This window comes from Sphingomonas phyllosphaerae (assembly GCF_029623345.1).
Classification (GTDB): Bacteria; Pseudomonadota; Alphaproteobacteria; order Sphingomonadales; family Sphingomonadaceae; genus Sphingomonas; species Sphingomonas phyllosphaerae_C.
Genome location: NZ_JAPYKH010000005.1, coordinates 42,952 through 65,948, shown reverse-complemented (window position 1 = coordinate 65,948; position 22,997 = coordinate 42,952). Strand labels below are relative to the sequence as shown.

Annotated in this window: 23 protein-coding genes; 16 read left to right on the top strand and 7 right to left on the bottom strand. The window is 69.6% G+C overall.

Annotated elements, in window-relative coordinates; all coding sequences use genetic code 11:
• Positions 1-434: 434 nt before the first annotated feature.
• Positions 435-833, bottom strand: a complete 399-nt coding sequence (locus QBJ89_RS06715) for a hypothetical protein (RefSeq protein WP_277979758.1) — start codon at positions 831-833, stop codon at positions 435-437.
• Between the two features lie 82 nt (positions 834-915).
• Between QBJ89_RS06715 and QBJ89_RS06710 the strand changes: the two genes are divergently transcribed.
• Positions 916-1,164: a hypothetical protein gene (locus QBJ89_RS06710; protein ID WP_277979757.1), complete on the top strand. Its 249-nt coding sequence runs from the start codon at positions 916-918 to the stop codon at positions 1,162-1,164.
• Complete coding sequence (locus QBJ89_RS06705; RefSeq protein WP_277979756.1) at positions 1,161-2,918, top strand: hypothetical protein; 1,758 nt, start codon at positions 1,161-1,163, stop codon at positions 2,916-2,918. Before QBJ89_RS06710 ends, QBJ89_RS06705 begins: the two co-directional genes overlap by 4 nt.
• 630 nt (positions 2,919-3,548) lie before the next feature.
• Here QBJ89_RS06705 and QBJ89_RS06700 read toward each other — a convergent pair.
• Together QBJ89_RS06700 and QBJ89_RS06695 are read right to left on the bottom strand one after the other, a co-directional pair.
• Complete coding sequence (locus QBJ89_RS06700; protein WP_277979755.1) at positions 3,549-4,463, bottom strand: ROK family protein; 915 nt, start codon at positions 4,461-4,463, stop codon at positions 3,549-3,551.
• On the bottom strand, positions 4,464-4,907 hold the full coding sequence (locus QBJ89_RS06695) for a MarR family winged helix-turn-helix transcriptional regulator (protein ID WP_277979754.1): 444 nt from the start codon (positions 4,905-4,907) through the stop codon (positions 4,464-4,466).
• Between the two features lie 134 nt (positions 4,908-5,041).
• Between QBJ89_RS06695 and QBJ89_RS06690 the strand changes: the two genes are divergently transcribed.
• A complete protein-coding gene (locus QBJ89_RS06690; RefSeq protein ID WP_277979753.1) occupies positions 5,042-5,950 on the top strand; it encodes an alpha/beta fold hydrolase in 909 nt (302 codons plus the stop codon).
• Between the two features lie 49 nt (positions 5,951-5,999).
• Positions 6,000-7,178: a winged helix-turn-helix domain-containing protein gene (locus QBJ89_RS06685; RefSeq protein ID WP_277979752.1), complete on the top strand. Its 1,179-nt coding sequence runs from the start codon at positions 6,000-6,002 to the stop codon at positions 7,176-7,178.
• Between the two features lie 193 nt (positions 7,179-7,371).
• Here QBJ89_RS06685 and glmS read toward each other — a convergent pair whose 3' ends face one another.
• Both glmS and glmU read right to left on the bottom strand, forming a co-directional pair.
• The gene (glmS, locus tag QBJ89_RS06680; RefSeq protein WP_277979751.1) at positions 7,372-9,195 is read right to left on the bottom strand and encodes a glutamine--fructose-6-phosphate transaminase (isomerizing); all 1,824 of its coding nucleotides are present in this window, start codon (positions 9,193-9,195) and stop codon (positions 7,372-7,374) included.
• Position 9,196: 1 nt separating this feature from the next.
• Complete coding sequence (gene glmU / locus QBJ89_RS06675; protein WP_277979750.1) at positions 9,197-10,555, bottom strand: bifunctional UDP-N-acetylglucosamine diphosphorylase/glucosamine-1-phosphate N-acetyltransferase GlmU; 1,359 nt, start codon at positions 10,553-10,555, stop codon at positions 9,197-9,199.
• Positions 10,556-10,616: 61 nt separating this feature from the next.
• On the opposite strand from glmU, the gene QBJ89_RS06670 reads away from it, so the two are divergent.
• The 12 genes from QBJ89_RS06670 (at position 10,617) to QBJ89_RS06615 (ending at position 21,750) form a co-directional block, all read left to right on the top strand.
• Positions 10,617-11,285, top strand: a complete 669-nt coding sequence (locus tag QBJ89_RS06670) for an HAD-IA family hydrolase (protein ID WP_277979749.1) — start codon at positions 10,617-10,619, stop codon at positions 11,283-11,285.
• Positions 11,282-11,692 (top strand): VanZ family protein, encoded by a 411-nt coding sequence (locus QBJ89_RS06665; RefSeq protein ID WP_277979748.1) that lies wholly within the window; start codon positions 11,282-11,284, stop codon positions 11,690-11,692. The genes QBJ89_RS06670 and QBJ89_RS06665 overlap by 4 nt, the downstream gene beginning before the upstream one ends.
• Positions 11,689-12,888: a sensor histidine kinase gene (locus QBJ89_RS06660; RefSeq protein ID WP_277979747.1), complete on the top strand. Its 1,200-nt coding sequence runs from the start codon at positions 11,689-11,691 to the stop codon at positions 12,886-12,888. Before QBJ89_RS06665 ends, QBJ89_RS06660 begins: the two co-directional genes overlap by 4 nt.
• Positions 12,889-13,016: 128 nt before the next feature.
• Positions 13,017-14,075 (top strand): substrate-binding domain-containing protein, encoded by a 1,059-nt coding sequence (locus QBJ89_RS06655; RefSeq protein WP_277979746.1) that lies wholly within the window; start codon positions 13,017-13,019, stop codon positions 14,073-14,075.
• On the top strand, positions 14,075-15,451 hold the full coding sequence (pstC, locus tag QBJ89_RS06650; RefSeq protein ID WP_277979745.1) for a phosphate ABC transporter permease subunit PstC: 1,377 nt from the start codon (positions 14,075-14,077) through the stop codon (positions 15,449-15,451). Before QBJ89_RS06655 ends, pstC begins: the two co-directional genes overlap by 1 nt.
• Positions 15,444-16,739, top strand: coding sequence for a phosphate ABC transporter permease PstA (gene pstA / locus QBJ89_RS06645; RefSeq protein WP_277979744.1), 1,296 nt, complete (start codon positions 15,444-15,446; stop codon positions 16,737-16,739). The genes pstC and pstA overlap by 8 nt, the downstream gene beginning before the upstream one ends.
• Entirely contained in the window at positions 16,739-17,506 is a 768-nt protein-coding gene (gene pstB, locus QBJ89_RS06640) for a phosphate ABC transporter ATP-binding protein PstB (RefSeq protein WP_277979743.1), read from the top strand. Before pstA ends, pstB begins: the two co-directional genes overlap by 1 nt.
• Positions 17,507-17,523: 17 nt before the next feature.
• Positions 17,524-18,222: a phosphate signaling complex protein PhoU gene (gene phoU / locus QBJ89_RS06635; protein ID WP_277979742.1), complete on the top strand. Its 699-nt coding sequence runs from the start codon at positions 17,524-17,526 to the stop codon at positions 18,220-18,222.
• On the top strand, positions 18,222-18,914 hold the full coding sequence (gene phoB / locus QBJ89_RS06630; RefSeq protein ID WP_183920541.1) for a phosphate regulon transcriptional regulator PhoB: 693 nt from the start codon (positions 18,222-18,224) through the stop codon (positions 18,912-18,914). Before phoU ends, phoB begins: the two co-directional genes overlap by 1 nt.
• Before the next feature lie 247 nt (positions 18,915-19,161).
• On the top strand, positions 19,162-19,680 hold the full coding sequence (locus QBJ89_RS06625; protein ID WP_277979741.1) for a hypothetical protein: 519 nt from the start codon (positions 19,162-19,164) through the stop codon (positions 19,678-19,680).
• A 77-nt stretch (positions 19,681-19,757) separates the two neighbouring features.
• Entirely contained in the window at positions 19,758-20,657 is a 900-nt protein-coding gene (locus QBJ89_RS06620; protein WP_277979740.1) for an SDR family NAD(P)-dependent oxidoreductase, read from the top strand.
• Positions 20,658-20,724: 67 nt separating this feature from the next.
• Positions 20,725-21,750 carry a hypothetical protein gene (locus tag QBJ89_RS06615; RefSeq protein WP_277979739.1) on the top strand — a complete coding sequence of 342 codons (1,026 nt, stop codon included), beginning with the start codon at positions 20,725-20,727 and terminating at the stop codon, positions 21,748-21,750.
• Between the two features lie 45 nt (positions 21,751-21,795).
• Here the strand turns inward: QBJ89_RS06615 and QBJ89_RS06610 are convergent, their stop codons facing one another.
• Entirely contained in the window at positions 21,796-22,137 is a 342-nt protein-coding gene (locus QBJ89_RS06610; RefSeq protein ID WP_277979738.1) for a DUF2794 domain-containing protein, read from the bottom strand.
• Positions 22,137-22,823 carry a serine O-acetyltransferase EpsC gene (gene epsC, locus QBJ89_RS06605; protein ID WP_277979737.1) on the bottom strand — a complete coding sequence of 229 codons (687 nt, stop codon included), beginning with the start codon at positions 22,821-22,823 and terminating at the stop codon, positions 22,137-22,139. The genes QBJ89_RS06610 and epsC overlap by 1 nt, the downstream gene beginning before the upstream one ends.
• Between the last annotated feature and the right edge of the window lie 174 nt (positions 22,824-22,997).

Here is a 22,997-nt window from a genome sequence, read left to right as displayed (position 1 = left end):
GCCCGTTATGATCGGCGCCCGTCGGGCCGCGTCGCTTGGCGGCTTGTCGCCGGCACAGCGCATCTCGGCGCACGCCAGTTCGGTTTGCGTTTTCCCGCCATTGCCTGCCACGATGTCGGTCGAAGACACACCGCGGCCGATCATAGGCGCTAGCAACCTCCCGATGATCGCGCATCGCGAACAAGGACCGTAGCGACGGGCGCGTTGATCGGAGCGGCAGCGGTGGTCGGGCGCACCAATCACGCTGTGCATGACGAGCTTGGCGTATCAACGCTCGCGCTCGACGCTTGCGCCACCGCGGTCTTGAGCGGCAACGGCTCGCCGGCACATTCGCTGTTACCCTGACGCTCCCGCGTTTGTACCGAAGCCGGCGCGCCGCGCCCGTCGCGCCTCCGCACGCGCCTGCCACCCCGCCGGCGTGAAGCCAGCGTCGCTCAGACCGGCTCGCTGGTCACTTCAAGGATGAGCACCTGGCGTGCGTCGCTCAGCCCCGTGCGCTGTATGGCGCGATTGAGTACGCCGCTCATCCGCTCGGCATTGATCGGCGCCAGCGGGCCACATTCGGCGCGATCAAAGTCGATGAGCGCGACCAGCAGCACCGATCGTGCCTCTGGGCGCTGCTGATAGAGTCGCAGCGCGCCATTGGAGTCGGACGCCTGCAAGGCCAGCCGCACCCGCATCCGACCGCCGATCGTGCCACCTTCGAACAGCGGCAGCTCGATCGGATCGACGTACACGATCGGCCGATCGGTGATATAGCCGCGGATGTCGGCGCCGCGGTCAGCCGCGACCAGCACGAGCGGCAGCAGGGCACGCAGCAGCGAGCGTCTCAAGCGATCCTCCGAAAGCGTCGCGGCACCACCGCGCGCCGCTCATCCGCTCCTATGATAGGACGAGCAACTCGATGGATGGTCAATGCCTGGACGAAACCTTCCGCCACGCTATCGCGTAATCACCCGCGACAGTGAGACACCGGCGTCACGCGACGACCAGCGCGATCGCCGCTGGGACGATGACCCGTTCGACATCGAACCCTCGACAGCGCCCCGCGATCGCCGTGAGGATGCGCCGTCATGGCCGCTGATCGGCCTGTTCTTCTTCGCCACCGCCGCGGGCGGTACCGGCGTGGCGCTGCTCGGCCTGATCCCGGATGTGCTGTCGTGAGCGCGCGCCTCAGCGCGGCGCTCGCGCTGGCGCTCGCCGCCGGCGGCGCAATGGCGCAGACGAGCGGCGCCACCTTCGCGCCGACGCTCGCGCGGCTGCCGCTGCCCAGCGGCAAGGCGGCTTGGCCGATCGTGCCCGACACCGCGTCCTGGCACGCGTTGAGCGTTTCCGCGAGCGAGCGGCAGCCGGCGCGCTGGGCGTTTGCCCGCAGCCTGATTGGGCAGGATCGCGGCGCCGAGGCCTTGGGCGTGCTCGAGACGATGCGCCAGGACGAACCCGATCTGCTGCTGCTCGACTCGTTCCGAATCGCCTATGGCGCCGCACTGACGCTGGCGCATCACGACAGTGAAGCGCTGGTCGCACTCACGCCGCCGTCGGGCGGGACGGACGCGCCGAGCGCCGAGCGTTGCGCCTGGCGGCTACGCGCGCTGGCGGAGCTCGCCCAATATGAGGCAGCGCGCGCGTTGGTGAACTGCGCCACGCCGGCGCTGATGGCCAGGCCCCCGGTAGCGAGGACGCCGTTCACGCTAGCGATCGCCACGGTCGCGCTCGAAACGGGCCGCCCCGAGGCCGCGACGGCGGTGCTCGCGGGTATGCCGGCGGATCACCCGGGCGCGACGCTGTTGCGTGCACGGGCGCAGGCGCTCCAGGGACAATATGCCCCAGCGCGGACGCTTTTTGGCAAGGTCGAACGCGAGGGGTCCGCGGCGGATCGTGCGACCGCGAAGCTGGGATTGATCGAGGTCGGCCTGGCGGACCGGTCGCTCGCGCCGGGGGCGGCGATCAAGCAGCTCGACGCGCTCACCTTCACCTGGCGCAGCGATGCGATCGAGGAGCGTGCGCGCGCACTCACCTTCCGGCTCGCCGCCGAGCGCGGCGATCACGCCGTCGCGCTCGCCGCGGGCGGCGCGCTGCTCCGCTATTTCGACGTGAACCGCCGCCCGGCCGACTTCCGCGCCGAGGTGCAGCGCCAGCTCGAAGCGTTGATCGGTCCGGGTGCGACCATGCCGCTTCCGCGCAGCGCGACCCTGCTGTGGGACTATCGCGACATCCTGCCGTCGGGCGCGAGCGGCAATCAGCTGATCGAGACCTTTGCGCAGCGCCTCGTGCAAGCCGGTCTGTACCAGCAGGCGGCCGACCTGCTCGCCTATCAGCTACGCTACCGCACCAGCGATATCGCGCAGGGGCCGCTGTCCGCGCGGGTGGCCACGCTGCAGATCCTCGCGGGCAAGCCGGGCGACGCGGTGACGCTGCTGCGCACCACCGCGAGGAACGACTATACGCCCGCGATGATCGCGGAGCGCCAGCGTATCCAGGCGATCGCTCTGTCGCAGCTCGGCCGGGTCGACCAGGCGGTCGCGATCTTGGCGGAGGTGCCGAACAGTGCCGCACTGCGCAGCGAGATCCTGTGGAAGCAGCGGCGCTGGGCTGATCTCGTAACTGCCGATCAGTCACTGCTGCCCCGCGCAGCGGCGCCGCTCAGCGACGTCGAACAGATCGTGGTGTTGCGTCACGCGATCGCGCTGGCGATGCTCGGCCGGATGGGCGAGCTCGGCTCGCTGCACCAGCGCTACGCCGCAGGATTCGAGACCAAGCCGAGTGATCGCGTCTTCGGCCTACTCAGCGGACCGCTCAATCGTGGCAGCGGGACGCGGCTCGAGGAAGCGCTCGCGGCGCTGCCAACGGTCAGCCCGGTCGATGCGCTCGCGCCGCTCCTGGACTCGCCGGTCACGCCGGAGGCACCTACGACATGAGGTCCGATCTGTCGTCGTAATGAAGGCGCGCCCGCGTCGGCGGGTCGGGGGTCGTCGCTTCCGATGGGAATGGTCACGGGGTGGAAAGAACCACCCGGCGGGAGGAAGCCTCGCGGGAGGGATCAAGGGCCGATCTCCCGCGCACGCCATGGCGCGGGAGATCGGCCGCCGTTCGACATACGTCTCGACGCAACGTGCCGTCTGCGCCGCGCTGTTGTACGTCGTGTAAAGCCGGACCGGGGAGAGATGACGGCGGATCGAGCATAAGACTCACCTGCCAGGACATGTCGGAGCCTTCTCTTGAGGGATCCCTCTGCGAAACTCTTCCTTCACTCGACCCGTCGCTAATATAAAGACAGCCTTGGTCGAGGATCAATCGCGCCGCATAGTCCGGACGCGTCGACCTCGCGGAAGAGTGGATCCCGAAACAAGTCCGGGTGACGAAGGGTAAGGAGCGTCGCGCTGACTCCACAGACGAATCTAGAAGAAATCGCCTGGTCGCCTGCTGCGTCGATCCGCGCCAGGTACGAAGCGGCCGCCCGCGGTGACAGGCGCTTCTCGCGACTCACATAAGTCGAGCAGGGGTTCGCGAGCGAAACATGCGGCATGCCCCGCCCGCTCTCCCGCTATCTACCCCGCTAACGCAGTGCCGAGCCGGTTCTCTACCGCCAACGCGCCGAGCAGCACCGCGCCGAGCGGCCCAGCGTTGCCGCCGAGGGCGGCGGGGACGATGAACGTGTCCATGTCCGTCACCTCGGGTAGCGCGACATAGCCGTTCAGGTTCGCCGCCGTCGCCGCACGCAACCGTGGCAGCAGCCAAGGGTTGCCTACCATCACGCCGCCGCCCAGCACGATCCGGCGCGGCACACCGGTGAGCGTCAGCGTCGCGAACAGCGTCGACAGCGCGCCGACCACCGTTTCCCACACCGGGTGATCGGCGGCGAGGGCCTCGCCCTTGATCCCCGTCCGTGCCGCGATCGCGGGCCCGGCGGCGAGCCCCTCGACGCAGGCACCATGATAGGGACAGGCACCGAGCCAGTCGTCACCGGCGACACGGGGGGGGCGGATATGGCCGAACTCGGAATGGGTCAGCCCGTCGACCGGGCGTCCATGTGCGATCATACCCGCGCCGACTCCGGTTCCCACCGTGACGTAAGCGAGGTCGGGCAGCCCCTGCCCCGCGCCCCAGCGCGCCTCGGCCAGCGCCGCGCCGACGACGTCGCTGTGGAAGCCCACCGGCACGTCGTAGCGCGCGCCGAGCCGCCGCGCGACGTCGGTGTTCGCCCAATGCGGTTTCGGCGTCGAGGTAATCTTGCCATAGTCGCCGGAGTGCGGGTCGATCGAGACCGGGCCGAAACTCGCCACGCCGATCGCCGCGAAGCCGCGCCACTGGTCGAGTGCCGCCTCGAGCGCGGGCAGCGTCTCCTCCGGCCGCGTGGTGGGAACGCGCACTTCCTCGAGGATCGCGTCCGGCCCGCGTGACAGGACCGCGATGCACTTCGTCCCGCCGAGTTCAACGCCCGCGATCAGCGGCAATTGCGCCATTCAACTTTCCTCCTGCGCTGCGGCGTCAACCCGCCGCAGCATGTCCGTGAACTGTTCGAGCTCCGCCGCCGTGAAGCGACCGAAGATGCGCCGCTCCAGCGCCTTGGCCTCGGGCGCGACCTGCGCGTACAGTACCTCCCCCGCCGCACTCAGCCGCAGGTGATGCGAGCGCCGGTCGGTGTCGTTGGGGCTGCGCTCGAGCAGCCCGCGCCCGGTCAGCGCGATCGCGGCGCGGCTCACCGTCACCTTGTCCATCCGGCTGCGTTCGCCGAGTTCGACCTGGGTGATCGGCGCGTGCTCCGCGATCAGCGTGACGAGCCGCCACTCCGGGATCGATAGTCCGAACAGCGCGTCATAGGCGCGCGCGATTCGATCGCTCACCCGATTGGAGGTGACCGACAGCAGATAGGGCAGGAAGCGGTCGAGATGGAGGCGATCGGCCATAAAGTCGCTGCGCTAACACGGGATGCGGCGCAGCGGAACCGGAATGGAAATGTTGCATTCACGTGACGACGATATGACGCCTATTATACAAGCCTAGGGGTGCGGCGGGAGGCGCGTCCGGGACGGAGCAAGCGATGGCCTTGGTACGAGCGAACGGGATCGAGATCGACGTGGAACAGGCGGGCCCGCGCGACGGGCCGGCGATCCTGCTGATCATGGGCCTAGGTGCACAGCTGGTGCGCTGGCCACCGGCGATGGTCGATGCGCTTGTCGCCCGCGGCTATCGCGTGATCCGGTTCGACAACCGCGACGTCGGCCTCTCCACCAAGTTCGACCACGCGGGCGTGCCGAGCATCGTCTGGACCGTGATGCAGAAGCAGTTCGGCCGGGTGCCCGTTGTGCCCTACACACTGACCGACATGGCGGCTGACGCGGTCGGCGTGCTCGACGCGCTTGGCGTCGAGCGCGCGCATTTCGTCGGCGCGTCAATGGGTGGGATGATCGCGCAGCTGGTCGCCGCGGGGTGGCCGGAGCGTGCGGCCTCGCTCACCTCGATCATGTCCACCACGGGGCATCCCGGCTGCTCGCGCCCGTCGATGCGCGCCACCGCGCTGCTTCTGCGACAACCGCGCAGCAACGACGTCGAGGCGATCGTCGCGCATGGCACGATGGCTGGCCGCGCGGTCAGCGGACGATTTCCGATGGAGGACGCGCTGATGGCGGAGCGGATCCGCGCCGAGACGCTGCGCAACCGCTGCCCCACCGGCTTCCTGCGCCAGATGGCGGCGATCGTGGCCGATGGCGACCGTACCGAGCGGCTGCGCGCGATCACGGCGCCGACGTTGGTGATCCACGGCAGCGACGACCCGCTGGTGCCGCCGGCGGGCGGGCGGGAGACTGCCCGCGCCATACCGGGCGCGCGGCTGCTCGAGATCGATGGCATGGGGCATACCCTGCCGCCCGAGCTGATCGCCCCGATCGTCGAGGCCATCGACGATCACGTGCGTGCCGGCGCGACACCGGGAGTGGCGCAAGCCGCCTGATCTGTCGGAGGGTTGACGCCGGGCCGCCGGCTCGGTCAGGACGAGCGGCATGACGCTGACCCTCTCGCTGCGCGAGGCGCGTCGCATCTCGCTCTCGGCACAGGGATTCGGCCGGCGATTGCCGCTGCGGGTCGGGGCGGCGGCATTACGGGCGACCGCCGATCGCCTCGGCCTGTTCCAGATCGACAGCGTCAACGTGCTGACGCGTGCGCATTATCTTCCGGCCTTCGCGCGGCTCGGCGGCTATGACCGCGCGCTGCTGGAGCGCAGCGCCTGGGGGCCGCGAGGGCAGCGGCGGCTGTTCGAATATTGGGCGCACGAGGCGTCGCTGCTGCCGCTCGACCTCCACCCGCTGCTGCGCTGGCGGATGGCGCGCGCCGAGCGTGGCGAGACCGGCTATGTGCGACTGCGCCGCTTCGCTGGCGAGGACCGCGCCCAGGCCATGGCGGTGCTCGAACGGATCGCTGCCGAAGGCCCCCTCACCGCGGCCGATTTCGAGAGCGGCGCGAGCCGCAGCGGCTGGTGGGAATGGAGCGACACCAAACACGCGCTCGAATGGCTATTCTGGTCGGGCCGGATCACCACCGCGACCCGGCGCGGCAGCTTTGCCCGCGTCTACGATGTGCCCGAGCGAGTCCTTCCGTCGGACCTGCTGGCGCTGCCGACACCCTCGGTCGAAGAGGCGCAAGCCGCATTGGTAGAGCGCGCCGCGCGCGCGCTGGGTGTCGCCACCGCGGCGGATCTGCGCGACTATTACCGGCTCCGCCCCGCCGAGGGCGACCACGCCATCGCCGCGCTGACCGAGGCCGGCGTCCTGCTGCCCGCGAGAGTCGAGGGCTGGTCGCAACGCGCGTGGCTGCATCGTGCCATCGCGCCGCCGCGGCGCGTGCGCGGCGCCGCGCTGCTCGCGCCGTTCGACCCTCTGGTGTGGGAGCGCAGCCGGACCGAGCGGTTGTTCGGATTTCGCTACCGGATCGAGATCTACGTGCCGCAGGAGCGCCGGCAACACGGTTATTACGTCCTTCCATTCCTTCTCGACGAGGCCCTGGTTGCGCGCGTCGACCTCAAGGCCGAGCGCGCCGAGGATGTCCTGGCGGCGCGCCGCGTGACGCTAGAGCGGGGCGCGCCCGCGGACACGATGCCGAGGCTCCTCGCCGAGCTGGAGCGGATGGCGGCATGGCTCGGGCTTGAGCGGGTGGTGCTGGGCGAGCTGGCGGGCGGTGATTGAGTACCAACAACCCGATCCATGCCTTCCACCATCCTGAGCTCGTCTCAGGATCCACCGCGCCGCGTGTTCAGCCGCCGTTCCGTTTGAGGCACCGTAGATCCTGAGACGAGCTCAGGATGACGTCGGTGGCGAGGGCAGCAGGCAGGCGAGCGCGCACGCGAGCGAGGGGTCCGGCGTTTGCAAAGCGTCCGCGTCACTCCACCGTGACGCTCTTCGCCAGATTGCGCGGCTGGTCGACGTCCGTCCCTTTCGCCACCGCGACGTGATAGGCGAGCAGCTGCACCGGCACGGCATAGACCAAGGGCGCGATCAGCGGATGGACCTTGGGCATGGTGATCGTCGCGACACAGCCCTCGCCCGCCGCCTCGACGCCGTCATAGTCGCTGATCAGCAGCACCTTGCCGCCGCGCGCCTGCACCTCCTGCATGTTGCTGACGGTCTTGTCGAACAGCGGACCCGTCGGCGCGATCACCACCACCGGCACATGCTCGTCGATCAATGCGATCGGGCCGTGCTTCATCTCGCCCGCGGCATAGCCTTCGGCGTGGATATAGCTGATCTCCTTGAGCTTCAGCGCCCCTTCCAGCGCCAGCGGATAGTCCGTCCCGCGCCCCAGATAAAGCACGTCGCGCGCGCCGGCGACGGTGCCCGCGATCGCCTCGATCGACTCGTCATAGGCGAGCGCGCCGTTGATCGCTGCGGGCGCTTCGGCGAGCTGGCGAACGATGTTGCGCTCCTCCGCCTCGGTTAACCGCCCCTTGGCCTTGGCGAGGTTGGCAGCGAGCGCGGCGAGCACCGCGAGCTGGCAGGTAAACGCCTTGGTCGAGGCGACGCCGATCTCGGGGCCGGCATGGGTCGGCAGAAGCAGGTCGGCCTCACGCGCCATCGTGCTGGTCGGCACGTTGACGACCACCGCGATCGTCTGCTTCTCGGCGCGCGCGTGGCGCAGCGCGGCGAGCGTGTCCGCGGTCTCGCCCGACTGGCTGATGAAGAGCGCGAGACCGCCCTCCTCCATCACCGGCGCGCGGTAGCGGAACTCGCTCGCGACATCGAGGTCGACCGGCACGCGCGCGAACTGCTCGAACCAATATTTGGCGACCATCCCGGCATAGAAGCTCGTGCCGCACGCCACGATCGTCACCCGGCGGATGCCGGAGAGATCGAAGTCGGGGATCGGCAGCGTGATCCGCCCCTCGAAACGCTGCAGATAGCTGCGCAGCGTCTGGGCGACCACGATCGGCTGCTCGTAGATCTCCTTCTGCATGAAGTGGCGGTGATTGCCCTTGTCGATCAGCGCGCCGGTCACACCCGAGATCGTCACCGGCCGCTCGACGGGCTTGTTCTCCCGGTCGTACACCTGCGCGCCGTCGCGCGTGCAGACCACCCAGTCACCCTCGTCGAGATACGCAATGCGCTGTGTCAACGGCGCGAGCGCGAGCGCGTCCGAGCCAAGATAGGTCTCGCCGTCGCCGTGGCCGACCACCAGCGGCGAGCCGAGCCGCGCGCCGATCAGCAGCCCGGGGTGGCTGCGGAACAGGATCGCCAACGCAAAGGCGCCGTGGAGCCGTGGCAGCACCTCGCGCACCGCGTCCTCGGGCGCGGCACCGGCCTCGACCTTCTCGCTGATCAGGTGCGCGACCACCTCGGTATCGGTCTCGCTGGTGAAGACACGGCCGCGCGCGATCAGCTCGTCGCGCAGCGCCTTGAAGTTCTCGATGATGCCGTTGTGCACCACCGCCACCTCGTCGGTGGCGTGCGGGTGCGCATTATTGGTGGTGGGGCCGCCATGGGTGGCCCAGCGCGTGTGCGCGATGCCGGTATGGCCGGGCAGCGGATCGGCGGCGAGCTCGCGCTGGAGGTTGATCAGCTTGCCCGAGGCGCGCCGGCGCGCGATGTGTCCGTCAACCACCGTGGCGATGCCGGCCGAGTCATAGCCGCGATATTCGAGCCGCTTGAGCCCGTCGAGCAGGCGATCCGCCACGTCGTCATGGCCGAGGATACCGACGATACCGCACATGCTACTGGCCGCCCTTCTTTGCTCTCATCGACGCGCGGAAGCGCGCCGCCCAACCCGCGCGCTCTTCCTGCCGGGCGCGTCCGAGGGCAAGTGAATCCTCGGTAACGTCCCGGACAATAACGGAACCTGCCGCGACGATGGCGCCGTCTCCGATTGTCACGGGGGCGACCAGCGCCGAATTGGAGCCGACGAATGCGCCCGCCCCGATGACGGTACGGCTCTTAAGATAGCCGTTGTAGTTGCAGGTGATCGTGCCGGCGCCAATGTTGGCTTTGGCGCCTACGTCGGCATCACCGATGTAGCTGAGGTGGTTGGCCTTGGCGCCGGCGTGCAGCACCGCGTTCTTGACCTCGACGAAATTGCCGACCTTCGCGCCCGCCTCGAGCACCGCGCCCGGCCGCAACCGCGCATAGGGGCCGACCTCGACCCCGCTCGCCACCTTGGCACCCTCGATATGGCTGAAGGCGTGGATCGTCGCGCCGTCCGCCACGTCGACACCTGGACCGAACACCACGTTCTGCGCGATCGTGACGTCCCGTCCGATCACCGTGTCGTGCGCGAACCACACCGTCTCGGGCGCGAGCAGCGTCGCACCCTCCGCCATGGCGCGCGCGCGGCGCGCCTGCTGCCACGTCGCCTCGACCGCGGCGAGCTCGGCGCGGCTGTTGACCCCCGCGACCTCGTCAGCCGCCGCCTCGATCACCGCGGCCTGGCCCGACAGCTCGACCACGTCGGTGAGATAATATTCGCCCGCCGCATTGGCGTTGCCGAGCCGCGCCAGCAGCTTGAACAGGCGGTCGCCGCGCACCGCCATCAGCCCGGTGTTGCACAGGTCGACCGCACGTTCGGCGGCGCTGGCGTCCTTATATTCGACGATCTTCTCGAGCCGGTCGCCGCCGGGCGCGACGATCAGCCGGCCATAGGCGCCCGGATCGGCGGGGCGGAACCCGAGCACCACCACCTCGGGCGAGTCGGCGGCGTGGAGCCGGTCGAGCATCGCCCGCATCGTCGCCGCGCCGACCAGCGGCACGTCGCCGTAGAGGATCAGCACGTCGCCCGCGAAGCCCGCCAACGCCGCCTCGGCCTGCATCACAGCATGGCCGGTGCCGAGCTGCTCGGCCTGGTGCGCGGTTGCGGCGCCGAGCGGCGCCACCGCCGCCTCGACCTGCTCCCGCCCGGCGCCGACCACGACCACGGTGCGCTCCGGCGCGAGCGTGGCGGCGCTGGCGAGCAGGTGAAGCAGCATCGGCCGTCCCGCGACGGGATGCAGCACCTTGTGCAAATCGGATTTCATCCGCGTGCCCTTGCCCGCGGCAAGGACGACGATGGCGACGGGGGCGACGGGCGGCTGGCTCGACATGGGCGTGCCCTGCCACCCTTTGCTTGCCAATTCCAGTATGAGGCGGCAACGCGGCGCGCGCATGACCGACTTCCCTTTCCCGATCGTCGGGTTCGACCTCGACGGCACGCTGCTCGACACCTCGGGTGACCTTGCCGCGGCCACCAACCACGCGCTCGCGTCGGTGGGACGGCCGACACTCAGCGTGGAGGAGGTCAAGCCGATGATCGGCGGCGGCGCGCGTCACATGCTGGCGCAGGGGATGGCCGCGACCGGGGGCTGCTCGGAGGACGAGCTGGCGGTGCTCCACCGCCGGCTGCTCGACTATTATGAGGCGCATCTCACCGTCCATACCCAGCCCTATCCGCACGTGATCGAGGCGCTCGACGCGCTCGCCGCGCGCGACGTCCGGCTCGCTGTCGTGACCAACAAGCTCGAGCATCTCGCGCGCTGTGTGCTCGACCAGCTCGGCCTGACCGACCGGTTCGTCACGATCATCGGCGGCGACACGATGGGGCCGGGCAACGGCAAGCCGTCGCGGCTGCCGCTCGACGCGATGGTGGCGCGCTGCGGCGGTGGCCGGGCGGCGTTCGTCGGCGACTCGATCTACGACATCCAGGCTGCGCATGCCGCAGGCCTGCCTGCGGTGGCCTGCCGTTTCGGCTTCCTGATGCAGCCCGTCGAGGAGCTCGGCGCGGAGGCGACCATCGACGGCTTCGACGAGCTCATCCCCACGCTGGAGCGGCTATGACCGAGACCACGTCGCTGGCGCAGGTGCGCCCGCTGTTCCTTATCGCGCTGATCGTCGCCACCGTGGGCGCGGTGACGCTGGCGCTGATGCCGCACCCGCCGTCGGTGGGCCATATCAGCGACAAATGGCAGCATATGTTCGCCTTCGGCACGCTGACGATCCTGTCGGTGCTGGCTTTCCCGGCGACCTCACTGCTGCGGATCGGTGAGCGCATGTCCTTCCTCGGCGCGCTGATCGAGGTATTCCAGTCGATCCCCTCGCTCCACCGCGACTGTGACGTCATGGACTGGCTGGCCGACACGCTGATCATCATCGCCGTGCTGACGGTGATCGTGGCATTTCGCCGCCTCTCCGCGCGCGCGCCCGCTGCCCAACTGGGACGATCCGCGCTGCACCGCCGCACGTGATCGACGAGATCCCGCTCCGCACTTGGCTCGCGATCGCGATCGCGGTCGCGACCGCCGCGGTCGTGCTCGTACTGGCGGACGATTATCAGACTCCGCTCGCCGCGCTGGCGGGCTGCGCCGCCCTAGTGGTGATCATCGCCACCATCCCGGAAGAGCTGCCTGCCGACGCCGCCCCCGAGCCGACGCGCGCCGAGGTGCCTTACGAGGCCGCGCTCGAAGCGATCGCCGAACCCGTGCTGGTGCTCCGCGCCGGCCGCGTCGTGGTCGCCAACGCCGCGGCGCGCGCGTTGCTCGGCCAGCATATCCTGGGCGAGGACGCGCGCGTCGCGATCCGTCACCCCGGCGCGGCCGAGCATCTCGCCGAGGGCGCCGAGCATCCCGTCGACCTCGTCGGCATCGGCACGCTCGATCAGCGTTGGCAGATGCGCACCGCCGCGCTCGGGCCCGAGCTGCGGCTGGTCCATCTCGTCGACCAGACGGACCAATATGCCGCCGAGCGGATGCGCGTCGATTTCGTCGCCAACGCCAGCCACGAGCTGCGCACCCCGCTCGCCTCGATCCTCGGCTATGTCGAGACGCTCGCCGACGCCGCCGGCGAGGATCCGGGGCTACGCCAACGCTTCCTCGGTATCGTCTTCGACGAGGCGCGGCGGATGGAGCGGCTGGTCGAGGACCTGATGAGCCTGTCACGGATCGAGGCGGAGAAGTTCCGGCTGCCGCGCGCCGAGGTGGATCTCGCCGAGCTCGTGCAGGATGCGTGTGACTCGCTCTACACCACGCACGGCAATCGCGGCGACGACATCCGGCTGGAGCTGGCCGAGGACATACCGCGCGTGATGGGCGACCAGGCGCAGCTCTCGCAATTGGTCCACAATCTGGTCGGCAATGCGATGAAGTACGGCCGCGCCGGCACGCCGGTGGAGGTGTCGCTGAGCGCCGTCGACCGCAACCTCTGCCTCGTCGTGGCGGACCAGGGCGAGGGCATCGCACCCGAGCATCTGCCGCGCCTCACCGAGCGATTCTACCGCGTCGATCCGGGTCGCAGCCGCTCGCTCGGCGGCACCGGGCTGGGGCTCGCCATCGTCAAGCATATCGTCGAGCGGCATCGCGGGCGGCTCGACATCACCAGCCAGGTCGGCGTCGGCACGCGCGTGGCGGTGACCCTGCCTGCAGCCGTGGCCATGCCGCTGCCCTGAGTGCGGCTCGGCCGCCGCTGTCATCAAGGCGTAACTCACGTGTCACATTGGCGGCGCCATCGCGGCGCCGTGTCGGTCGCCCGCTCGGGGGAATGATGTTGCGCCTCGTCCAAGCGCTCGCGGCCAGGATGCCGGCGACGCTGCCGCACCTCGTGCTGGCGGCGACGGCGCTTGGCGCGCTGGGCGGCTGCGTCGACCAGGCCGCTGGCGGAGCGGCGGGATCGCGCGACCAGATCCGCGTCGTCGGTTCCTCCACGGTCTATCCCTTCACGACCCTGGTCGCCGAGCAGTTCCTTGCCAACACGGTCGGTGCCAAGCCGCCGGTGATCGAGTCGACCGGTACCGGCGCGGGGATGAAATTGTTCTGCGCCGGCATCGGCGCCGCGCACCCCGATATCGAGGACGCCTCGCGGCGGATGCACCGGTCCGAATATGAGTCGTGCGCACGCCACGACGTCGGTTTGGTGCTCGAGGTGCAGGTCGGCATCGACGGCATCGCCTTGGCCGAGTCGCTGCATGGGTCCGGCATGGCGCTGACCACGACCGACCTCTATCGCGCGCTCGCGGCCGCGCCCGGCGGCCGCCGGAATAGCGCGCGGCTGTGGCGCGACGTCGACCCGGCGCTGCCCGCCATCCCGATCCAGGTCTACGGGCCACCGGCGACGAGCGGGACGCGTGACTCTTTCGTCGAGCTGATCATGGCGCCGGGCTGCGAGGCGGTCGAACCCGATACGCGCGCGCTGCGCGAGCGCGCGCCCGAGCAGTTCGCCGCACGTTGCCATCGGCTGCGCGACGACGGCGCCTATATCGACGCGGGCGAGAACGACAATCTGATCGTTCAGAAGCTCCGCGCCAACCCTGACGCGATCGGCATCTTCGGCTATGCCTATCTCGAGGAGAATGCCGGCGCGGTGCGCGGCGTGACGCTTGGTGGCGTGGCGCCGAGCTACGCCACGATCGCCGACGGCAGCTATCCCGGCGCGCGACCGCTTTACCTTTACGTCAAGAAGGCGCACCTGCGCGCCATCCCGGGGTTGCGTGCCTTCCTGCGGCAATATGCTACGCTGTGGGGCCGGCAGGGTCCGCTGGTGCGGCGCGGGCTGATTGCCTCGCCGGAGCCGGTGCAGCGCCGCGCCGCGGCGGTGATCGCGCAGGAGATCGCGCTCGATCCGGCGGTGTTGCGCTGATGTCCCCGCTCGCGCTCGCCTTCGTGATCGCCGCGTTGGCGTTGATCGGCTGGGTCACCGCGCGCGCGCGCGCCGCGCGCTTTCGCCGCGGTACGACCCGCCGCTTCAGCTCGCTGCCGCAGCATCACGGCTGGTTCGTCGCGATGGGCACGCTGCTGCCCGCATTGCTTTTTCTCACCGTCTGGCATCTCACCTCGCCCGCACTCGTGACCGAGGCGGTGCTCGCCACGCCCGGCGCCGCGGCGCTGCCCTCGCCTGGGCTCGACCGCGCGGCGATCCTGGCGGAAGCGCGCAATCTCGCCGCCGGGCGCGCTTACGGCGCCTTTCACCCGCTCTCCGAGCAGCTCGCGCCGGCTTATGCTGCGGCGCAGGCGCGGTACGACTGGATCGCCACCGCGGTGGCGTTGCTGCTCGCCTTCGTCGGGGGCGCCCTCTCCTACCTGCGCGTAGGCCCCGGCTTCTCGGCGCGCACGCATGTCGAACGGGCGATCATGGGCGCGCTGCTCGGCGCCTCGCTGATCGCGATCGTCACCACGATCGGCATCGTCGCTTCGCTGCTGTTCGAGAGCGCGCGCTTCTTCCGGATCGTGCCGCTGACCGACTTTCTGCTCGGCACGCACTGGAGCCCGCAGGCGATCGACCCCCGCCACCCGGGTGCCGCGCTTGGCGCGGTGCCCTTGTTCTGGGGCACGTTCTTCATCGGGGCGGTGATCGCGATGGCAGTGGCGATCCCGCTCGGGCTGATGAGCGCCATCTATCTGACGCAATATGCGCGGCCACGGACGCGGCGCTGGGTCAAGCCGCTGCTCGAGATCCTCGCCGGCGTGCCGACCGTCGTCTACGGCTATTTTGCGGCGTTGACGGTGGCGCCCGCGGTGCGTGATCTCGGCGTCGCGCTGGGGGTGAGCTGGGTCTCGTCCGAGAGCGCGCTCGCCGCCGGGGCGGTGATGGGCGTGATGATCATCCCCTTCGTCTCGTCCATGGCGGACGACTCGCTCTCCGCCGTGCCTGCGGCGATGCGCGACGGCAGCCTGGCGATGGGCGCGACCAGCTCCGAGACGATCCGGCAGGTGCTTCTTCCCGCGGCGCTGCCAGGCGTGGTCGGCGGCGTGCTGCTGGCGGTGAGCCGCGCGATCGGCGAGACGATGATCGTGGTCATGGCAGCTTCCGGCGTGGCGACGCTGACGCTCAACCCGTTCGCCAGCACCACCACCGTCACCAAGCAGATCGTCGATCTGCTCACCGGCGAAGCGGCGTTCGACTCGGCAAAGACGCTCGCCGCCTTCGCGCTCGGGCTCACCCTGTTCGTCATCACGCTGCTGCTCAACGTCGTCGCGCTGATCGTCGTACGGCGCTACCGCGAGGCCTATGAGTAAGTCGCTTCGCCCTGAGGCGCCGGTGAGCGCCGCCGTGTCGGCAGAGCGACGCCCGACCGACTGGCGCACCGCGTCGATGCAGCGGCGCGTGCGCCAGCGCTATGCCGCCGAGCGGCGCTTCCGCCTGCTCGGGCTTGCCGCCGTGGCCGCGTCGGCCGCTTTCCTGCTGTTCCTGCTTGCGTCGATGCTGGCGCGCGGCGCCGGCGGCTTCGTCGAGACGCGGATCGGGCTACCGCTTGACCTAGCGCGCGCCGGGCTGAACGTCACGCCGGAACAGCTGCGCGGTCCGCGCTCCGACCTGGCGCTCGCCGGGGCGGGGCTGGAACGAGCGGTCGACTCCGCCGCCGAGAGCGCCTTCCCGCGCGCCGGCGGCGCGGCCCTGCTGTCCGACGCGGCCTGGCTGCGCGTCCGTGAGGCCGTAAAACGCGATCCTAGCCTGTTGCGACGTCGCGCCACGATCGACGTGCCGGTCGCCTCCCGGCTCGACATCGCCTTCAAAGGTGGCGGCACCCCCGCTGAGCGCTCGGTCGCGCATGCGCTCGGGCCGCTCCTCTCGCGCGGACTTAACCGCGACTTTCTCGGTGGCGCCGACTCAACCGACCCGACCCGCGCAGGGATCTGGGGAGCGCTCAAAGGCTCGCTGCTGACGATGGTGGTCACGCTGCTGCTGGCTTTCCCCATCGGCGTGCTCTCGGCGCTGTACCTTGAGGAATATGCCCCGCGAAACCGCTGGACCGACCTGATCGAGGTGTCGATCAACAATCTCGCCGCTGTGCCATCGATCATTTTCGGGCTGCTCGGACTGGCGGTGTTCCTCGGCACCTTCCACATGCCACGCTCGGCGGCGCTGGTCGGCGGGCTAACGCTGGCACTGATGACCACGCCGGTGATCGTGATCGCGGCGCGCAACGCGATCGGCGCGGTCCCGCCCTCGATCCGCGACGCCGCGCGCGCGCTCGGCGCCTCGCCGGTGCAGGTGGTGTTCCATCACGTGCTGCCGCTGGCGCTGCCCGGCATCCTGACCGGCACGATCATCGGCATGGCGCGCGCCCTGGGAGAAACCGCGCCGCTGCTGATGATCGGCATGCGCGCCTTCATCGCCGCTCCGCCCGAGCGGCTGACCGATCCGGCGACCGTGCTGCCGGTACAGATCTTCCTGTGGTCCGACGACGTGCAGGCCGGCTTCGTCGAGAAGACCTCGGCCGCGATCATCGTGCTGCTCGTCTTCCTGCTGGCGATGAACGGTCTCGCCATCTACCTCCGCAACCGCTTCGAGACCCGCTGGTGATGAGCAACGCCCCGCCCAAGATGACCGCGAGCGGCGTCGACGTTTTCTACGGCGCGAAGCAGGCGATCCGCGACGTCAGCATCGACGTCCGCCAGGAGGACGTCACCGCCTTCATCGGCCCGTCGGGCTGCGGCAAATCGACCTTCCTGCGCACGCTCAACCGGATGAACGACACGATCCCGGGCGCGCGCGTCTCCGGCGACGTGCGGCTCGACGGTGAGGACGTCTACGCCAAGGCGATGGACGTGGTGCAGCTGCGCGCGCGCGTCGGCATGGTGTTTCAGAAGCCCAACCCCTTCCCCAAGTCGATCTTCGAAAACGTCGCCTACGGCCCGCGCATCCATGGGCTCGCGCGCTCCAAGGCCGATCTGGCTCAGATCGTCGAGCGCTCGCTCACCCGCGCCGGGCTCTGGAACGAGGTCAAGGACCGGCTCGGCGATTCCGGCACCGCGCTGTCGGGCGGGCAGCAGCAGCGGCTGTGCATCGCGCGCGCGATCGCGGTCGATCCCGAGGTGATTTTGATGGACGAGCCGTGCAGCGCGCTCGATCCCGTCGCCACCGCGCGGATCGAGGAGCTGATTCACGATCTGCGCGGCCGTTACGCGATCGTCATCGTCACCCACAACATGCAGCAGGCGGCGCGGGTGAGCCAGCGCACCGCCTTCTTCCACCTGGGCCAACTGGTCGAATACGGCGACACGTCCGACATCTTCACCAATCCGCGTAAGGAGCGGACGAAGGATTATATCACAGGGCGCTACGGCTGAGAGACGGGATGGGACGAATGCCGAATAGCCAGGAGCATACGGTCAAGGCCTTTGACCAGGACATCGGCCAGCTGCGCGGGCTGATCTCGCAGATGGGCGGCCTGGCGGAGCGCGCGATAGCCGAGGCGATGGTGGCGCTGCAGCGCGGCGACGCCGAGCAGGCCGCGCGCGTGGCGGCGGGCGACCGCAAGATCGATGCGCTGGAGGCGGAGGTGGAGCGCACCGCGGTGCGGATCATCGCGCTGCGCGCGCCGATGGCCGACGACCTGCGCGAGGTGGTTGCCGCGCTCAAGATCGCCGGCGTGGTCGAGCGCATCGCCGACTATGCCAAGAACATCGCGCGCCGCGTGCCGCAGATCGAGAGCGAGCACCGCATCGACCCGATCTCCACGCTCCCCGCCATGGCCAAGATGGCGTCCGGCATGGTGCACGAGGTGCTCGACGCCTTCGCCGCGCGCGACCCCGACAAGGCGCTGGCGGTGTGCGAGAGCGACCGCGCGCTCGACGATTTCTACGACAGCATCTTCCGCACGCTGGTGACCTATATGGTCGAGAACCCCAAGACGATCAGCCAGTGCGCGCACCTGCTGTTCGTCGCCAAGAACCTCGAGCGGATCGGGGATCACGCCACCAACGTGGCGGAGATGGTCTATTTCGCGGCGACGGGGACGCGACTGACCGAGCGCGACAAGCTTCATCACGGGGGTACCATCTGATGGCCAAGGCCCGCATGCTGCTGGTGGAGGACGACGCCAGCCTCGCCGAACTGCTCGTGTGGCATTTCACGCGCGAGCATTTCGCCGTCCAGCACACGATCGACGGCGAGGAGGCCTTGCTCATGGCGCGCGAGACCCCGCCCGATATCGTGCTGCTCGACTGGATGGTGGAGGGCATCTCGGGGATCGAGGTATGCCGCCGACTGCGCCGCGCCGCCGAGACGCAGAATGTGCCGATCATCATGCTCACCGCGCGCGGCGAGGAGGAGGATCGGGTCCGCGGGCTGGAGACGGGCGCCGACGATTACGTGACCAAGCCCTTCTCGCCGCGCGAGCTGGTGGCACGCGTCGGGGCGGTGCTGCGCCGCGTCCGTCCCGCGCTGGCGGGGGAGCAGCTTACCTATGCCGACCTCGAGATGGATACGGTCGGCCATAAGGTTCGCCGCGGCGGCGAGGTGGTCGCGCTCGGGCCGACCGAGTTTCGCCTGCTCAAGCACTTCCTCGAGCATCCTGGCCATGTCTTCTCGCGCGAGCGGCTGCTCGACAGCGTCTGGGGGCACGACAGCGACATCGAGAGCCGCACCGTCGACGTCCACATCCGCCGTCTGCGTAAGGCGATAAACGAGGGCGGACGGCCCGACATCATCCGTACCGTGCGCTCGGCCGGCTACGCACTAGATACGGGACATTGAGGCTCAACTACAATTAGTTACTACTGAGGTGTTCGTGTTCCTGCGAAGGCGGGAGCTCAGGGCGGCGGAGCGCTACGCTCCCGAACCTGGGTACGCGCGTTCGCGGGAACACGACACTTCGGATGGATTGTCCACGCCTCTTCTTCGGTGCGCCGGCGCAACGAGGGACCTTTTCTCGCCGTCAGTTCGTTGGCCGACCCGCGTGACTTTACGCGTTTCTGATCGAACGCACGGCAGGAGAGAAGACATGAAGACGATCCTTCTGGCAGCAGCCGCCGTCATCGCCGTCCCGACGATGGCGATCGCCCAGGACACTCCGCAGCAGACGCCGCAGACCGGCACGATGCAGCCCGACACCACCACCGCGCCCGACGCCACGGCGCCGGCCGATGCCGCGCCGGCCCCGTCGGCCGACACCACCGCCGACCCGGCAATGAGCCAGCAGCAGGCGCCGATGCAGACCGCGCCCTCAACCGGTGACGCCGCGACCCCACCGTCCGCCAGCCCGGCCTCGCCGCAGCCCGCCGCGGGTGGTGCCATGGGCACCGAGACCGCGGGTGGCTATCAGCCGTCGCAACCGGCGCTGTCGGGGACGCCGCAACCCGGCGCGACCGTGCGCTTCCAGCCTGCGCCGTCGCCCGATCAGGCCTTTCCGGCGCCCGCGGCCAAGTCGGAATACCCGGTTTGCAAGAAGGGCCAATATGACGGCTGCATGCAGGCGAGCGACGCCGGCGGCAAGAAGCGCGCACGCGCGCGTCGTCGCTGATCGGACGGGGCGGGCTTCTCGCCCGCCGCGCACCTGACTAGGAGAGGCGCTCCATCGCACGAGGGAGCGCCTTTCTTATGTCCATCCGCTTCGACGACCGCGTCGCCATCGTCACCGGCGCCGGCGGCGGGTTGGGTCGGCACTATGCCCTCGAGCTCGCCCGTCGCGGTGCGCGCGTCGTCGTCAACGATCCCGGCGGCGACCGCTCGGGCCAGGGTGGTTCGGAGGCGGCGCAGGCGGTGGTCGAGGAGATCCGCCGCGCCGGCGGCGAGGCAATGGCCAACGGCGCCAGCGTCACCGATCCTGCCGCGATGGAGGAGATGGTCGTGCGCGTCCGCGAGGCCTGGGGCGGCGTCCACGTGCTGATCAACAACGCCGGCGTGCTGCGCGACCGCAGTTTCGCCAAGATGACGCTGGAGGATTTCGCCTTCGTCGTCGACGTCCACCTGATCGGCTCGGCGAACGCCACCAAGGCGTGCTGGGACACGTTCCGCGAGCAGAGCTACGGCCGTGTGCTGATGACCGCTTCGTCCTCGGGCCTGTTCGGCAATTTCGGTCAGGCGAATTACGGCGCCGCCAAACTCGGCATTGTAGGGCTGGCGCGCACGCTTCACCTGGAGGGTGCGCGCTACGACATTCGCGTCAATACAATCGCGCCGGTGGCCGGCACGCGGATGACCGAGGAGCTGTTCCCGGCCGAGGCCTATGCCGCTTTTGCGCCGGAGAAGGTCGCGCCCGCCGCGCTGTTCCTCGTCAGCGAGGAGGCTCCGAGCAACCAGATCGTCGGTGCCGGCGCCGGCGTGTTCCAGGCGAGTCAGATCACGCTCACGCCGGGCGTGCTGCTCGAGGGCGAGGCGCTCTCGCCCGAGGGCGTCGCGGCGCACTGGTCGACGATCATCGATCGCGCCGGCGAGATCGTGCCCGATTCCGGCACGGCGCAGGCGATGCTGATAGGGGCGAAACTCACGCGCGGCTGAGCGACCAACCCGGATCGGGTCGTAGGACGGGTTGCGCATCGTGGGCACCAGCGCGACAGTCGCGCCCATGTACAGCGACAGCGACCTCGATCAGGCGGTGACCGCGGGCGTGCTCCCGCCGCAGCTTGCCGCGGACTTCCGCGACTATGTCGCCGTCCTGCGCGCGACCCCTGCGGCAGACGAGGAACATTTCCGCTTCCTCACCGGCTTCAACGATGTCTTCGTCACCATTGCGATCACGTTGCTGCTCGTCGCGGTGGCGCAGCTCGGCGGGCTGGTGGCTCCCGCGGCGGGAGCAGCGGCGATCGCTGCCACCGCGTGGGTGCTTGCGCTCTACTTCACCGCGCGGCGGCGTATGGCATTGCCCAGCATCGTGTTGCTGCTGACCTTCGTCGGCGGCGTCGCGGCTGCGGTCGTCGCGATCCCGGAGCCGCACGCCGTCTTGATCAACGAGCGGTCGAGCGCCGCGGCGGTCAGCGCAGCGGCCGGACTGGCCGCGCTCGGGGCGTGGATGCATTGGCGACGATTTCGCGTGCCCATCACCCCCGCGGCCGGCGCCGCCGCGTCGGTCGGCCTCGTCATCAGCCTGATCGTGGCGGCGGTACCGACGTCGCGGTCGCTCGTCTCGGCGATGCTCCTCACCGGCGGCCTGGCCGTGTTCACCGTCGCGATGCGCTGGGACATGAGCGACCCCCGTCGCGAGACGCGGCGAGCGGACGTCGCTTTCTGGCTCCATCTCGTCGCCGCGCCGATGATCGCGCATCCCGTGTTCCAGCTGCTCGGCGTGTTCGAGGATCGCCTCGCACTCGGCACGGCGGTCACCGTGCTGCTGCTTTACCTGATGTTCGCGCTCGTGGCCCTCGCGATCGACCGTCGCGCCCTGTTGGTGTCGAGCCTGGTCTATGTACTCTACGCGATGTCGGCGCTGATCCGTACCACCGGTGCGGTGGAGCTCTCCGCCGCGCTTACCGCTTTGGTGATCGGCGCCGCGCTGTTGTCTCTGTCCGCCTTCTGGCAGGTCATCCGCGCGCATCTGGTGCGGCGGCTGGGCGCGCTCGGCCGCCGGCTGCCCCCGATCGGTGCGGTGGTATAAGGCCATGAGGCACAGGGCCGGCAGCGATCCAGCCGCGACGCGGACCTACTCCTCGACCAACTTCATCAGCCGCCGCTCGACCGGGGCGAGCACCGGGCCGAGCTCATGGCCGCGGCGGACCACCTGCCCCGCCTCCCCCACCAGCGCCCACATGCCCTGTCGCTGCCGCAGCGCCGGTCGCTTCTCGATGCGGAACTCGGGCCGTTCGGCGGTGCGGCGGAAGGCGCTGAACACCGCGGCGTCGCGACCGAGATCGATCGCATAGTCACGCCAGTGGCCGGCCGCGACCATGCGGCCGTAGAGATCGAGGATGCGGTTGAGCTCGAGCCGCTCGAAACCCACCTGGCTCGGCCGCGCGCCGCCGGGAAAGGGCGTGACGATCCCCATCAGGCGCGGTCGCGCTCCGGCTGGTCGCCGCGCTCGGCGATCAGCGCGTCGAGCCGCTTCTTCATCGCCTCCAGTTCGCAGCGAAGGATCTCCACCTTCTGCGTCGCGGGATCGAACACCTCGCTGCACGGCGTGCCGTACGGGACGAAGCGCGGCTCAGGCGCGGCACCTCCCTCGACGATCGTCGGCCGCGCCGGAATGCCGACCATCACCGCGCCGGCGGGCACGTCACGCGTCACCACCGCGTTTGCACCGACCCTGGCGCGCGGGCCTACCAAGATCGGGCCGAGCACCTGCGCGCCCGAGCCGATGATGGCACCGTCGGCGATGGTCGGGTGGCGCTTGCCCGCGACACCATTGTCAGGGCTGGTGCCGCCCAGCGTGACGCACTGGTAGATGGTGACGTCGTCGCCGATCTCCGCAGTCTCGCCGATCACCACGAAGCCATGGTCGATGAAGAAGCGCCGCCCGATCTTGGCGCCGGGATGAATGTCGATCGCGGTGAGCAGCCGCGAGACATGGTTGACCACACGGGCGCCCAAGAACCAGCGCCGGCGATAAAGGCGGTGGGCGATGCGATGGAAGCCGAGCGCCCACACCCCCGGATACGTCAGGATCTCGAGCCGCGAATGTGGAGCGGGATCGCGCGCGCGAATCGAGTCGAGATATTCGTTCAGTCGCGCCATCCGTGTCCCCGCCGGCTCCCCTGAGACGCCGGCGGCGCCGACGCATGAGCATGGTTGTCGCCCACAGATAAGGCGAACCCGCGGCGGTTTCCATAAGCACTGCTTGGGCGCCGGAAACTCGAATTTCCTATCGTGGTTGTGGATGATCGCTCAAGCCCTTAGCATCAGGCCCGC